Origin of the sequence: Nocardioides sp. NPDC057772 (assembly GCF_042798075.1) — a bacterium.
GTDB lineage: Bacteria > Actinomycetota > Actinomycetes > Propionibacteriales > Nocardioidaceae > Nocardioides.
This window is the reverse complement of record NZ_JBHVKN010000142.1, coordinates 1-13,164: the sequence shown is the minus strand read 5'-3', so window position 1 is coordinate 13,164 and position 13,164 is coordinate 1. Positions and strand designations below refer to the sequence as shown.

Genomic DNA, 13,164 nt, shown 5'->3' with positions numbered 1-13,164 from the left:
ACGAGCACGCCTGGCCCGATGTCGCTGAGGTCGAGAACCGCTGCCGCACTTCCTCCCTCGGCCGCACCCGCGATGTTCTCCACGATCATCGGCACACCGTCCCGGATCGCTTGGCCCGCGACCGACTCCCGCAGCGGCGCTCGCTTGAGCACGTCGGCGTCGACGTCGGCGCCGGAGACGACCTCCACCCGCAGGCGGTCGGCGGCCGGTCCGGTGACGATCCAGGCGACGTCGGCGCCGGCGACCTCGCGGGCCCGGTCGACCACGAGCTGGAGAGCGGAGGTGCGGTCGACGTCGCCCATCAGCGCAGCGGTGATCTCGGCCCGTGCATCGAGCCAGCGTCCGCGGCGGGCGGCCTCCTCGGCCAGCAGCGCGTTCTCGATGGCCACGCCGGCTGCCGCCGCGAGAGCGACCACGATGCTCTCGTCCTGGTCGGTGAAGTCCTCGCCGTTGTCCTTCTCGGTGAGGTAGAGGTTGCCGAATACCTTCTCTCCGATGCGCACGGGCACACCGAGGAACGAGCGCATCGGCGGATGATGCTCGGGGAACCCGTAGGAGACAGGGTGCTCCGTGATGTCCTGCAAGCGGACCGGCTCGGGATGGTCGATCAGCAACCCGAGCAGGCCGTGGCCGGTCGGGAGATCTCCGATCCGGAGCTGCTGCTCGGGGGTGAGGCCTCGGGTGATGAACAGGCGAAGCCGCCGCTCGCCAGCGCTCGCCAGGACTCCGAGCGCCGCGTACTTCGCCCCGGCGAGGGCCTGGGCGACCTCGACGATCCGGTCCAGCAGGTCGTCGATCGAGAGGCCGGCACCCATCGTGACGATGGCGTCGAGCAGCAGCCGCCAGCGCACCTGCTCGTCGCGCGCGTCGGTGACCCTGTCGAGGACTTCGGTCAGCAGCTCGTCGAGCGGTGTGCTGCGCAGCGTCGACTCGGTCGTCGTGTCATCTGACGCGCGGCGTTGCCGGGGTGGTGGCGTACGTCCCACATCGACCTTCCCCATCGAACGAGTGTTACGCCGTCAACCTATCAACCCTGCAATGTCTTGGTCACCAGAATCGCGGCCTGGGTCCTGCTCTCCAGGCCGAGCTTGGCGAGCAGGGAGGAGACGTAGTTCTTCACGGTCTTCTCAGCAAGATGCATCTCCTTGCCGATCTGGCGGTTCGTCAGGCCCTCGCCGATGAGCTCCAGGATGCGGCGCTCGTGGTTGGTGAGGTTCTCGAAGACCGAGTTGGTCTTGGGCCCGCTGCGGATGCGCTCCAGCACCTGCGCGGTGACTGCCGGGTCCAGCATCGACTTGCCCGCGGCGACCTGGCGCACGGTCTCGACGAGGTCGGCGCTGCGGATCTGCTTGAGGAGGTAGCCGGCGGCGCCCGCCATGATCGCGGAGAACAGCGCGTCGTCGTCGTCGAAGGACGTCAGGATCAGGGCCGCGATGCTCGGGTCGACGGATCGGACGTCGCGGCAGACATCGATGCCGGAGCCGTCGGGCAGTCGGCCGTCGAGGATCGCGACGTGCGGCCGCAGCGCCGGGATCCGTCGACGGGCCTCCTCGGCGAGTCCGGACTCACCGATGACGATGATGTCGTCCTCGTCCTCGAGGAGGTCCTTGATCCCCCGGCGGATCACTTCATGGTCGTCGAGCAGGAAGACCCGGATGGGCTCGTCTGCGTTCTCGGGTGCTGATTCGGTCACCTGAACAACCTACGACCGAGACCAACGTCTGCCAATGCACGTCTGACCCGTGCGCCGAGGACCAAAGTCCCTCGCCGCTTCCGGGTAGACCCGCTCACCGCTGTCCGGTTCCCACCGGGTCTCCCGGGACTCGTGGCGTCGCCGCCGCGCCGGCCGGAGCCGACGGCTCCGGAGCCACGGGACGGGCCGGGTCGCTGCCCCCCTGGTCGAGCCGGAAAGGCGGATAGCTGTCGGTCATCAGGAAGACGTACGCCGCCACCCGAGCCGCCCATCTGTCCATCCCGAGGACGAGGTCGAAGATCCCTCGCGGGTAGCCGCGCCCGAACAGCATCGCGACACCGGCGAAGATGACGAGGAGCCCGACGATCCCGCTCCCCCACGTCCAGGCGTCCGGGTCGTTGCTGGCCTGCGTGAGGTACAGCCCTCCACCCAGGAAGAACCCGAGGACCAGCAGGTGCGGGATCGCCAGCAGCCACGACTTCACCAGGACCAGACCGCGCGAGAGCCGTTCGGGGTAGGCGATGTGGAGGCGGGCCGGGTAGTCGGCGACGTCCTCGAGGGTGAACGGCGGGTAGGTGTCGGTGCCGAGCGCGGCGTAGCCGTAGAAGTCCACCCGCCAGGTCCAGCGCAGCACACCGAGGTTGAAGTCGAAGATCGCCCGCGGGTAGCGGCCGGTGAACAGGATCGCGAACCAGGCGACCACGCTGAGCACGGTGAAGGCGATCCAGAGGAACAGCAGGATGATGTAGTGCGGGATCAGCAGGAGCCACTTGACCAGCCACAGCGCGCGGCTGGTCCGGGGGTCGAGCTGCCCCTCGAGCACCACCGGGGATTCGTGTGAGTTCATGTCCCCAGCCTCGGCGTCTGGCCGGTCGGCCGCATCGGACCTAGGTCCTCTGGTCGGGGACGTGCGCCACTGCCCGGGCAGATCGGTTCGAACCAGGGTGGTGCTATCGGCACCACGCAGGGGGCGTGGCGCGCAGGAAAGGACGTGAACCAGATGCGAGCAGCCGTCGTCTACGAGTCGATGTTCGGCAACACCGCCACCCTCGCGACCTCGGTCGCCAACGCGCTTCGCCGCGGCGGGATGGAGGTCAAGGTGATCCCGGTGGCGCTCGCCGGCGCCGACGTGCTCCGTGCCCATGACCTGGTCGTGATCGGAGCCCCGACGCACGCACTCGGTATGAGCAGGCCGAGCACGCGAGCCGACGCGGTGCTGCAAGGCGCTCCGGCAGAGGTCGAGGCCCGCGGGATCCGAGAGTGGCTCGAGGAGCTCGAGGACCGCGACGCGGACTCGGTGCGCATCGCCGTGTTCGACACCCGGGCACGGGCGATGCGTCACCTCCCCGGCTCGGCCGCCAAGCACGCGGCTCACGTGCTGCGGCGCCGTGGCTACGGCGTCGCCCCGTCGGTGAGCTTCTACGTCCGCGGCGTGGAGGGACCCCTGGGCCCCGACGAAGAGGCCCGGGCCAGCGACTGGGCCGCTGACCTCGGCCACCAGCTGATGCGACAGGTGGTGGCCTGAGATGTCGACCCTTCCCGACGAACCGACCCTGCGAGCGATCCTGGAGCTGGCATCGCGTGCTCCGTCGGTCCACAACACCCAGCCATGGGCCTGGGCCGTACGCGACCAGATGCTGCTGCTCCGGGCCGATCCGCATCGCAAGCTCCTCCATGCGGACCCCAACGAGCGTGACCTGGTGATGAGCTGCGGCGCGGCGCTCCACGAGCTCGTCGTGGCCGCCGCCGGCACCGGGTGGGCATGCACGGTGCACCGCACCCCCGAGGGCGGCCGCACCGATCTGCTCGCGGTCGTGACGTTCGCGCCGCGTGAGCCCGACGCCGTCGACCTCGGCAGGCTCGCCGCCATCGAACAGCGCCACACGGACCGGCGCCTGGTCTCGTCCTGGCCGGTCCCCCGCGAACGTCTGGAGCACCTCGCCGAGCTGGTCCGGGACCACGCCGTCGTGGCCACCACGGTCCCCGACCACCTCCGTCCGGTGGTGCTGTCGGCGCTGGAGACCGCTCGCGCCCACCAGTCGACCGACGAGGCCTACCTCGCCGAGCTCTACTCCTGGACCCGCGGGGGCACCGAGGACGGCATCCCGGAGTCCAGCCTGCTCGCTGCCGGCAGCGACCCTTCCTCCTATTCGCGGTTCCCGGCCGGGACGCTCGCCGACGACTACGACGATGCCGGCCCCTCAGCAGAGGAGTGGCTCGTCCTGGCGACCGCCTCGGACGACCCGCTCTCCTGGCTTCGCACCGGAGAGGCGCTCGACGCGATCTGGCTCTCGTGCACCACCTCGGGCCTGGCCCTGGTGCCCTACACGCAGCCGATCGAGATCGGCTCCACCCGGCGTACGCTGCAGCACGACCTGCTCGGTGACAACTCCTGTCCGCAGGTGCTGGTGCGGATCGGGTGGCCGCAGCGCCTCCGCCCGCCGCTGCCGCCGACTCCACGGCGCGCCGTCGACGACATCCTCCACCACGAGAGCGCAGCCTCGTCCTGACGAGCCGAGCGTCCACCGGGCAGAACACACACCAGCAGGAAGGCCGCTGATGCTCACCTCACCCGACGTCGTGTCCATCACGCTGAACCCGGCGCTGGACGACTCCTTCTCCGTGCCTCGGCTCGTGCCGGGGAGCAAGATGCGGTGCAGCGCCCCTCGGATCGACCCCGGTGGCGGTGGCATCAACGTGGCTCGAGTGCTGCACGTGCTGGATGTGCCGACCCTGGCGGTCTTCCCAGCGGCGGGCCACATCGGACGAGCCCTCACCGAGCTCCTCGAGATCGAACAGCTCCCGTTCGAGGCGATCGACGTCCCCGGTGAGACCCGGCTGAGCCATCACGTGACCGACCTCGACACCGGGTTGGAGTACCGCTTCGTGCTGCCGGGGACCCCGCTGTCCGGCACCGACCTGGATCGCTGTCTCCAGACCGTGAGGCGCGCAGGGCGCCACGCGGCGTACGTCGTGCTCAGCGGCAGCCTGCCGCCGGGTGTCTCCGCCGACATCGTCCCTCGGGTGAAGCACCTGACCGATGCCGTCGGCGCCCGGCTCGTCGTGGACGTCTCCGGTGTCGCCCTCGCACGGGCGCACAGCGCCTATCTGATCAAGCCGAGCGTGCGCGAGCTGGAGGAGCACCTGGGGCGGGAGCTCGCGACGACCGCGGAACAGCTGGAGGGGGCTCGCCAGCTGCTGGAGTCGACGGGCGCGGGCGTCGTCGTACTCTCCCGCGGCCACCTGGGCATCGCCCTCATCACCCCGACACGTACGCAGCTGCTCCCCGCCGTCTCCAGCGACCTGGTCAGCGGCGTGGGCGCCGGTGATGCCCTCGTCGCGGGGATCGTCGCCGGGCTGACCCGTGGCTGGGACCTCCCACGCGCGGCGCAGCTGGGCCTGGCCTGCAGCGCGGCCATGATCGCGACGGCCGGCACCTCGGTGTTCACCCGCGACGGCCTCGCCGAGTTCACCTCGGACCTTCCCGTGGAGCACTCCGGAGGCGGACCGCTCTCGGCGGCGGGACTCGGGTGACCTCGGTCTAGAGGCAGTGGTCGTGTACTGGCACGCGCTCGGTCACCTGGTCATGTCCAGGACCGCGACGCCGCGCACCCGGTCCTCGGCGAGGTCGGCGAGCGCCCGGTCGGCCTCCGCCATTGCGTACGGCGTGACCTCGGCGTGGATGCCCGCGACGGCACACGTGCCGGCCGGCCCCAGGTCGGCAAGTGCCTCGCGTACGACCTCCCCGGCCGGCGCGAACACGATCGCCGAGTCGAGTGATGGAACGGCGCCCGTGTAGCGGGACTGTTCGCAGAGGTTCTCGGCACCGGCACGGCACCAACGGCATCGACCGCAGGTGGACCGTAGCCACGGCACCCCGACCCGCGTCCCGACGCGCGGACCGTTGTCATGGTCGAAGCGCGCCAGCACCCGGCCCACGACCTGGTGCCCCGGCACCACCGGGACGCGGTGCGGAGGCAGGTCCCCGTCGACGACATGGAGGTCGGTGCGGCACACCGCATGCCTCCACACCTACGAGGACCTCTCCCCGGGACGGCTCCGGCACCTCGAGGTCGCCGATCGAGAGCCGGCCCCTGCCCAACGTCCGCCACCCCGCATCGTCGCCATCAGGTGCCCCCTTCGGCGCCGAGCGGCGGGCGCAGGCTCCTCAGCGCCGGGTCCGGACGGTCGGACGGGGTTCGCAGGCGAACCTTCGCGTCGACGACCGAGACCCCACGCTCGTGCACGATCACCGGGTTCAGGTCGATCTCGGCGACCTCCGGAGGATCGTCGGCAAGGCGGCCGAGACAGACGAGGAGGTGCTCCACGGCGGCGGCGTCGGCCGCCGGCGCGCCGCGGTAGCCGGCGAGCAGCGGCGCGGTGCGCAGCTCCGCGATCGCAGCGGCAGCGTCGGCCCGGGTGAGCGGCGTCAGCCGGAAGCTCCGGTCTTCGATCAGCTCGGTGTACGTCCCGCCGTACCCCACCATCACCAGCGGCCCGAAGACCTTGTCCTGGGTGACGCCGGCGATCAGCTCGACACCGACGGGGACCCCACGCTGGACCAGCAGACCTGGACGCTCGACCGGGATGTCGAGCAGGGCCTGGGCGGCGAGGCGCACCTCGTCGGGATTCCTCAGGCCGATGCGTACGCCCCCGACATCGGTGCGGTGCCCGACGGGCGCGGCGACCTTGACCACCACCGGGTACCCCACCCACTCGGCGGCGTCGACTGCCGCCTCCACGCCGTCGGCCAGGACGCTGGGCAACACCCCGATCCCGTACGCAGCGAGCAGCTGCCGCGTGTCGGGCTCGGGGAGCCGGCACCCCTCCGGGTGCGCCCGCAGCGTGCGGGCCACCACCTCTCGAGCGGTCTCGCGGCTCCCGGCAGGCGCCTCGGCGGCGGGGGTGCGCGGCTCGGCGCGCCACTCGGCGTAGCGGGCGATCGGGCCGAGGGCGCGGGCGGCGTCCTCGGGGAACGAGAAGACGGGCACACGATGGTCGCCTACGCTGATCGGCCGGCTCGGGCCATGCGGGTCGAGCATCACGGCGACGGTCGCGACCGGTGGTACGTCCTCGGCCGGACCGGCCCGCAACGCGGTGCGCAGCGCTCGGGTGAAGGATGCGTAGGAGAGACCGGGCAGCGGGGTGCGCAACGCGATCAGCATGTCGATCTCACCGCTGCGGGCAATCGTCGAGACCACCTCGGAGTAGTCCTCCCAGCCGACGTCGGAGCCGAGGTCGACCGGCATCTGCACGGACGACGCTGCCGGCACGATCTCCCGGATCGCGGCCATCGTCTCCGCGCTCAGCGCGGTGAGCTCCAACCCCTCGCTCTCGCAGGCGTCAGCGGCCAGGATCCCCGGCCCACCGGCGTTGCTGACGATCCCCACCCGGCGCCCGCCGGGCAGAGGCTGGTTCGCGAGCACGCTGGTGGTCTGCAGCAGCTGCTCGAGGCCGTGCACGCCGATCACCCCGCACTGCCGGAAGAGCGCGTCCACCGCGTCCACGGACGTCACCGCCGACGCGGTGTGGCCGACGGCAGCATTCCGGCCGGCACCACTGCTGCCGCCGACCAGGGCGACGACCGGCTTGCGCGGGCTCAGCGCCCGGGCCAGGCGGGAGAACTTCCGCGGATTGCCGAACGACTCCAGGTAGAGCGCGACCACGTCGGTCGCTTGGTCCTCGGCTGCGTACATGAGGAGGTCGTTGCAGCTGACGTCGGCCTTGTTGCCGGAGGAGATGAACGCCGAGAGCCCCACGCCGAGCTCTTCGGCCCGCTGCAGCGCTGCGATCCCCACCGCGCCGGACTGGGTCATCATCGCCACCCGCCCGCGCCCAACGGTCGTGGGCGAGAAAGTGGCTTCCAGCCGGACGTCGGGATCGGTGTTCGCGACACCGAGACAGTTGGGACCCACCACGCGCATGCCCGACCCGCGGGCGATCGCCAGGACCTCGTCCTGCCGACGCCGTCCCTCCGGGTCGGCCTCGGCGAAGCCGCTGGAGAGGATCACCACGTCGCGTACGCCGCCGCGTGCACACTCTCGCACGACCTTCGGCACCTCGGCGGCAGGCACCGCGACGACGGCCAGATCCACCGGCGCGACGTCGAGTATCGACGAGTGGCAGCGCATCCCCAACAGGTAGTCGCAGTGGGGGTTGATCGGGTGGACGGTGCCGGTGAACCGCGCCCGGAGCAGGTTGCGCACGACCTGATGGCCCGGGTGGGAATCGCGCCTGCTCGCACCGATCACGGCCACCGAGCGCGGCCGCAGCAACGTACGGATGGAGTCGGCGTCCGCCTCTTGCTCGCGGGCGGTCATCGCCGCCAGCACGCGCTCGGTGAGTCGCACGGGGAAACGCACCTCGACGGTCTCGTGGTGCGGAGTCGAGGTGAGGTCGAACCCGGCATGCCGAAGGACGTCGAACGCGGCGGCGTTGTCGGCCATCACGTACGTCACGAAGTCGGTCACGCCCGCATCGGCCGCCGCGGTTGCGAGATGCTCCAGGAGCAGGGTGGCCACGCCACGCTGGGCGTACCGATCGGCGACGACCAGCGCCAGCTCCGCCTCCCTGTCTCCCGCCGCCCGGACGCAGCTCGCCAGGCCGGCGAGGTGACCATCGACGACCGCGACCTTCGCAACCGCCTCGTTGCCGCCCAGGTTGGGCAGCAGGCCTTCGACGAAACGGGCGCCGTCGAAGTTGCCGACGTGGAAGAACCGTTCGTAGTGATGCCGGTCGGAGAGCCCGTCGTGCAGCTCGACCAGCCGGTCGCGGTCACCGGTCGTCACATCGCGTACACGGGCGATCATGCCGTCGCGCAGCAGCACATCGTGGCCCGCCGGCTCCGTGCTCACGTCCAACCGTCCGATCACCGTGCTACCTCCTGCTGTCGATCTCTCTGCTGTCGGCCTCTGCGCCATGACAACCAGCCAACCGTGGGCGCAGGTTCCTCGTGAGAGAAGTGAGTCCGGCGGCTCGGGGTCCTTCGTCCCGAAAGCTCACCCGGTGAGGATCCGCCGACGGAGCGCCCACGAGCCGATGCCGAAGAGGACGGTGGCGAAGCCGGCGAGCGCCCCCAGCTGCGGCAGGACGTCGAGGACGGTGCCCTCGTGGCGTACCAGAGTCGCGAAGCCGTCGGCGGCCCACGCATGTGGCGTCAGATGGGCGACGGTGAGCATCGTGGGCGAGTAGAACTCCAGCGGCATCATCGAGCCGCCCAGGGCGGAGATGCCGAGCCCGGCCAACAGACCGATCGCGGTGGACTGCTGGGCGTTCGTGGCGGCCGCCCCGAGCACCATGCCCGCTCCCCCGGCGACGGTCGCGAACAGCAGCATCATCAGCGCCGCAGCGATCGGGTCGCCCCACGAGACTCCGAACAGCAGGGCGGCACCGATCATGATGATGACGCCCTGGACAACCGCGATCGCGATGCGTCCGAGCGCCTCTCCCGCCACGATGGTCGCGACCCTGGTGGGAGTGGCGAACATCCTGCGGGCGACACCGAGCCGCCTGGTCTCGATCAGTGACGCCGCCGTCGTCATCGAGGTGACGAAGATGAACAGCAGCAACTGGCTGCTCGCGCCGACGTCGAAGCGGCCCAGATCCTCGGGGAGCGGCGCGGATCCGACCGTGGTGGTCGAGACCGCGACGTCCGCGATCTGGCCCGCGAACCCGTCGCCGCGGACGAGGTTCGCCCTGAACTCACCGCCGATCTCGTGCTGCAGGGTTCTCGCCACCCGGTACCGCCCAGCCTGGTCGTCCACGACGGCACGCACGATCATGCCGATCTGCTGGGCGCTCCGGTCGGACCGGGAGAGGTACTCAACCCTGGTGTCCTGTCCGCTCTCGAGCCGGGCGTCGTACACCTCCGGGAGGACGACCGCTGCTTCGAGGCCGCCTTCCTCGACCGCCTCGACCGCCTCGGCGCGGCTCTCGATGCGACGTACGTCGATACCCTCGGCATCCTCGAGGGCGGCCACCAGGTCGCCCGAGAGCACACCCGCGGCCGGCTGCACCACCCCGACGCGGGGCTCGTACTCGCCACCGAACGCGATGCCCAGCACGGTGATCATCAGCAGCGGGAAGAGCACGAAGAAGAAGGCGTTGGTGCGGTCCTTCAGCGAGCGACGCAGATTCGTCCAGGCGATCGTGATCGCGGTCATGGCGCCACCACCCGCCTGATCCGCAGAAGCGCGATCCCCATCGTGACCGCGGCCATGCCCAGCAGCGCCGCAGCCGACGGGAGCGCCTGCTCCGCTCCGCCACCGCCTGCGAGGTCGCCCAGGCCGCCGAGGAACCAGGCGTGCGGGGTGACCAGGCTGAGGTTCGCCACCACCTCTCCCCCTTGCTGCACCGGGAAGAACGACCCGCCGAGAAGGCCCAGGGTGACGGCGACGACGGCCTGCCAGGTGCCCGCCTGCTCGGAGGTTCTCGCCAGCGAGGCGATGACGGAGGTGATGCCGGTGCCGGCCAGCACCCCGGTGACCACGAGGAGCGCGACCCCTAGCGGATCGCCCCAGTCGGCACCGAGCATCAGCGCGCTCGCCACCATCAGGACCGTGAGGCTGACGATGCCGAGGACGACGCTGGTGAGCAGCTTGCCGACGAGGATCGCCCACCGCGGCACCGGTGCCGCCAGCAGACGGGCGAGCGTACCCTCGCCGCGCTCGTCGATCAGCGAGGAGACGCCGAACTGCACCGTGAACAGCAGGAAGAAGACCGCCATCGCTGCCGCGAAGTACGTCTTGACGTCGAGCACCCGAGCCGCCGCCGAGACGTCCTCGAGCGCCACGGGAGGGACTCCGCGCACCGTCTCCTGCGCGACCCGTTCGATCTCGGCCGCGGTCAGGCCTGGCCGGGACGCTCCGACGGCTGCCACCGCCACGCGTGCCGCGTCGAGCCCTCCGACGTAGGACCGGGCCACCGAACGCGCCACCACGGTCGCCGTCGGGGAATCGGCGCTGCCCACCACGCTCAGCTCGGCGGGGCGGGGGCTTGCGACGTCCGCGGCGAACCCCCGCGGCAGCACGAACGCCGCGTCCAGGTCGCCGTCACGGACACCGGCCCGCGCCTCGTCCTCGTCCAGCTCGCTCACCTCGGCGACACCCTGATCCTGCATCGCGCCGAGGACGTCGACGGCAAACGACCGCGAGACGGCGCTCCGGTCCTGGTCGACGACGGCGTACTCGAAGGCCCGCGGCGTCGCCGCCGGCCCGAACAGCAGGCTGAAGATGGCGGCGAGCGTGAAGGGAACCACGATCGCGAGCAGGAAGGCGGAGCGGTCGCGGGCTCGCTGTCTCAGGTCCTTGGCGGCGATCTGCAGGCTGGGATGCATGATCAGTCCCGCAGCCGCTTGCCGGTGAGACGGAGGAAGACCGTCTCGAGGTCCGGTTCCTCCACGGTCACCGAGCGCACCGTGCCGTGGCCGGCGGCGACCTGGATCACCTGCGGCAGCGACGACTCGGCGTCCGGCACGAGCACGTCGACCATGTCGCCCGTCCCGGTCACACCGGTGACAGGCGGGAGCTCACGCAGAGCCGCGACGGCTCGGGTGGGGTCGCCCTCGAGGGTGAGCCGGATGTGCTCGGCGTCGCCGAGCTGTGCGGTCAGCTGCCGCGGCGTGCCTTCGGCGATCAGCCGCCCGAGGTCCATGATCGCGACCCGGTCGCAGAGTCGCTCCGCCTCCTCCATGTAATGGGTCGTGTAGAGCACGCCCATGCCCTCGGTGCTGAGCCGCTCGACGCTGCTCAGGATCGCGTTCCGGCTCTGCGGGTCGACGCCCACCGTGGGCTCGTCCAGCACCAGCAGGCGAGGCCGGTGGATCAGGCCGACCGCGATGTTGAGGCGGCGTTTCATGCCGCCGGAGTACTTCTCGACCCGTTCGCCCGCGCGCTCGGTCAACCCGACGATGTCGAGGACCTCCTCGACCCGGTCCTGGGCCTGACGTCGGCCGATCCGGTACAGCGAGGCGAAGAAGCGCAGGTTCTCCCGACCGGTCAGATCCGGGTAGAGCGCGACATCCTGGGGCACGTACCCGATGGCCGCCTTGGCCGCGAGCGCACCGGGATGCATCTCGACACCGTCGACCTCCATCGAGCCGGAGTCGGCCTCCAACACCCCCGAGACCATCGAGATGATGGTCGTCTTCCCGGCCCCGTTGGGGCCGAGGAGGCCGTACGTCTCGCCGCTGCGTATCCGGAACGAGACGCCGTCCACGGCCTTGACCTTTCCGAAGGACCGACGCAGGTCGGTGCACCTCAGCACATCGTCCGCCGCCTGCGACTCGACCACGGACTCGGGCACGGACTCGGGCACGGACTCGGGCACGGACTCGGGCAGCACGGAGGTCTCGACGTTCACGATGCCTCCGCAATCGGAGGAACGACCTCGACCGGGCAGCTGGACTCGCGCAGCAGCGCATGGCCGGTGCCGCCGAGACGGCGCAGCGGGAACGCGTGCCCGCGCCGGCCGATGATCAGCAGGGCCGCTTCCTCGGCCGCCTCCTTGATCACCCGGGCAGGCTGACCCCGGCGGATCTCGATCCACGCCTCGACCCCGGCGGCACCGGCGACCATGCCGCGGGCGCGTTCCAGGGTCCGCATCAACCGGTGCCGGGCATCCGCCTCCCAGCCCGCCGCATCGAGCTGCCCCAGCGTGGTCTCGTAGTAGACCGCCGGCACCTCCCATGCGTGGACGAGCACGAGGTCGCTGGCCCGGTCCCGGGACTCCTGAAGCCCGCGGGCGACGAGCTCGGTGGAGGCGTCGCAGTCGGCGACCGCGACGAACACCGTGCCCGAGTTCGGGCCGGCCGGCGACGCGGTCGGCACGACGACGACAGGAACCGGAGCCCGAGATGCGACCCGGCCGGTCACCGAGCCGGTCACCACCCGGGCCAGGCTGTGGTGGCGTTCGTCGCCGAGGACCACCAGGGCGGAGTCGCCGGCGGCGTGGACGAGCTCGGTCACCACCGCACCGTCGCGGAGCGTCGTCGAGACGCGGTCGGCACCGATGAGCTCGGCGGCCTCCTTCTCCGCGCGGGCCAGGGCGGTCAGCCCGGCCTCACGTATCTGGTTCGCCAGGCCCGAGTAGCCATAGGGATAGAAGACGCCCGTCGCGACGGCCAGGTCGATCACGTGGACGAGCCACAGGTCTGCGCCGCTTCGGCGGGCCTCCTCCGCGGCGTAGCCGACCGCGGCGCGACCGCCCTCTCCCCCGTCGATACCGACCAGGATCCGCTCTTGCATGGACATGTTTCCTCCTCCGGGGACTCGATGCGCGTCCCTGTCTCAAATCTGGCCGGATCCGACGAGGCGCAGCAGGGTCATCGGTGCCCCGAGCCGAGGACCTAGGTCCACGCAGAGCCCAACCGGGTGCCGCCAGACGGGCGCTCTCGCGCAACGAGGAGGTCGCCGACGCCAGGTCGATGCTCACAGGCGAGGGCGTGCCGGTGCACCAGGCGGGTGGCGCAGCAC

Annotated in this window: 12 protein-coding genes; 3 read left to right on the top strand and 9 right to left on the bottom strand. The window is 71.0% G+C overall.

The features are described 5' to 3' along the window. The 3 genes from ACFVJS_RS20005 to ACFVJS_RS19995 all read right to left on the bottom strand — a co-directional run. Positions 1-1,001 (bottom strand): GAF domain-containing protein (locus ACFVJS_RS20005; RefSeq protein ID WP_378883903.1); only part of this gene is annotated, 1,001 nt, incomplete at its 3' end. A gap of 26 nt (positions 1,002-1,027) precedes the next feature. Beyond that, positions 1,028-1,693: a response regulator gene (locus ACFVJS_RS20000; RefSeq protein WP_378883900.1), complete on the bottom strand. Its 666-nt coding sequence runs from the start codon at positions 1,691-1,693 to the stop codon at positions 1,028-1,030. 94 nt (positions 1,694-1,787) lie between these two features. Continuing rightward, positions 1,788-2,540: a DUF4389 domain-containing protein gene (locus tag ACFVJS_RS19995; protein ID WP_378883898.1), complete on the bottom strand. Its 753-nt coding sequence runs from the start codon at positions 2,538-2,540 to the stop codon at positions 1,788-1,790. A gap of 144 nt (positions 2,541-2,684) precedes the next feature. On the opposite strand from ACFVJS_RS19995, the gene ACFVJS_RS19990 reads away from it, so the two are divergent. Genes ACFVJS_RS19990 through ACFVJS_RS19980 form a run of 3 tightly spaced genes read left to right on the top strand, consistent with a single transcriptional unit; the run spans position 2,685 to position 5,227 of the window. Further along, positions 2,685-3,218, top strand: a complete 534-nt coding sequence (locus ACFVJS_RS19990; RefSeq protein ID WP_378883895.1) for a flavodoxin family protein — start codon at positions 2,685-2,687, stop codon at positions 3,216-3,218. Position 3,219: 1 nt separating this feature from the next. After that, positions 3,220-4,203 (top strand): Acg family FMN-binding oxidoreductase, encoded by a 984-nt coding sequence (locus tag ACFVJS_RS19985; protein ID WP_378883892.1) that lies wholly within the window; start codon positions 3,220-3,222, stop codon positions 4,201-4,203. Between the two features lie 49 nt (positions 4,204-4,252). After that, positions 4,253-5,227: a 1-phosphofructokinase family hexose kinase gene (locus ACFVJS_RS19980; protein ID WP_378883890.1), complete on the top strand. Its 975-nt coding sequence runs from the start codon at positions 4,253-4,255 to the stop codon at positions 5,225-5,227. A gap of 42 nt (positions 5,228-5,269) precedes the next feature. Here ACFVJS_RS19980 and ACFVJS_RS19975 read toward each other — a convergent pair whose 3' ends face one another. From ACFVJS_RS19975 to ACFVJS_RS19950, 6 genes are all read right to left on the bottom strand, one after another. Then, complete coding sequence (locus ACFVJS_RS19975; protein ID WP_378883887.1) at positions 5,270-5,710, bottom strand: alcohol dehydrogenase catalytic domain-containing protein; 441 nt, start codon at positions 5,708-5,710, stop codon at positions 5,270-5,272. A 110-nt stretch (positions 5,711-5,820) separates the two neighbouring features. Continuing rightward, on the bottom strand, positions 5,821-8,547 hold the full coding sequence (locus ACFVJS_RS19970; protein WP_378883884.1) for a GNAT family N-acetyltransferase: 2,727 nt from the start codon (positions 8,545-8,547) through the stop codon (positions 5,821-5,823). Positions 8,548-8,691: 144 nt separating this feature from the next. Further along, positions 8,692-9,855, bottom strand: a complete 1,164-nt coding sequence (locus ACFVJS_RS19965; RefSeq protein WP_378883881.1) for an ABC transporter permease — start codon at positions 9,853-9,855, stop codon at positions 8,692-8,694. Continuing rightward, on the bottom strand, positions 9,852-11,027 hold the full coding sequence (locus ACFVJS_RS19960; protein ID WP_378883878.1) for an ABC transporter permease: 1,176 nt from the start codon (positions 11,025-11,027) through the stop codon (positions 9,852-9,854). Before ACFVJS_RS19960 ends, ACFVJS_RS19965 begins: the two co-directional genes overlap by 4 nt. Before the next feature lie 2 nt (positions 11,028-11,029). Beyond that, complete coding sequence (locus ACFVJS_RS19955; protein WP_378883876.1) at positions 11,030-12,052, bottom strand: ATP-binding cassette domain-containing protein; 1,023 nt, start codon at positions 12,050-12,052, stop codon at positions 11,030-11,032. Beyond that, a complete protein-coding gene (locus ACFVJS_RS19950) occupies positions 12,049-12,942 on the bottom strand; it encodes a universal stress protein (protein WP_378883873.1) in 894 nt (297 codons plus the stop codon). Before ACFVJS_RS19950 ends, ACFVJS_RS19955 begins: the two co-directional genes overlap by 4 nt. Positions 12,943-13,164 lie beyond the last annotated feature (222 nt).

Bases quoted from the DNA above. Each gene is read 5' to 3' on its own strand.
- ACFVJS_RS19965 (WP_378883881.1), bottom strand. From the start codon at position 9,855: ATGACCGCGATCACGATCGCCTGGACGAATCTGCGTCGCTCGCTGAAG.
- ACFVJS_RS19995 (WP_378883898.1), bottom strand. From the start codon at position 2,540: ATGAACTCACACGAATCCCCGGTGGTGCTCGAGGGGCAGCTCGACCCC.
- ACFVJS_RS19950 (WP_378883873.1), bottom strand. From the start codon at position 12,942: ATGTCCATGCAAGAGCGGATCCTGGTCGGTATCGACGGGGGAGAGGGC.
- ACFVJS_RS19980 (WP_378883890.1), top strand. From the start codon at position 4,253: ATGCTCACCTCACCCGACGTCGTGTCCATCACGCTGAACCCGGCGCTG.
- ACFVJS_RS19985 (WP_378883892.1), top strand. From the start codon at position 3,220: ATGTCGACCCTTCCCGACGAACCGACCCTGCGAGCGATCCTGGAGCTG.
- ACFVJS_RS19960 (WP_378883878.1), bottom strand. From the start codon at position 11,027: ATGCATCCCAGCCTGCAGATCGCCGCCAAGGACCTGAGACAGCGAGCC.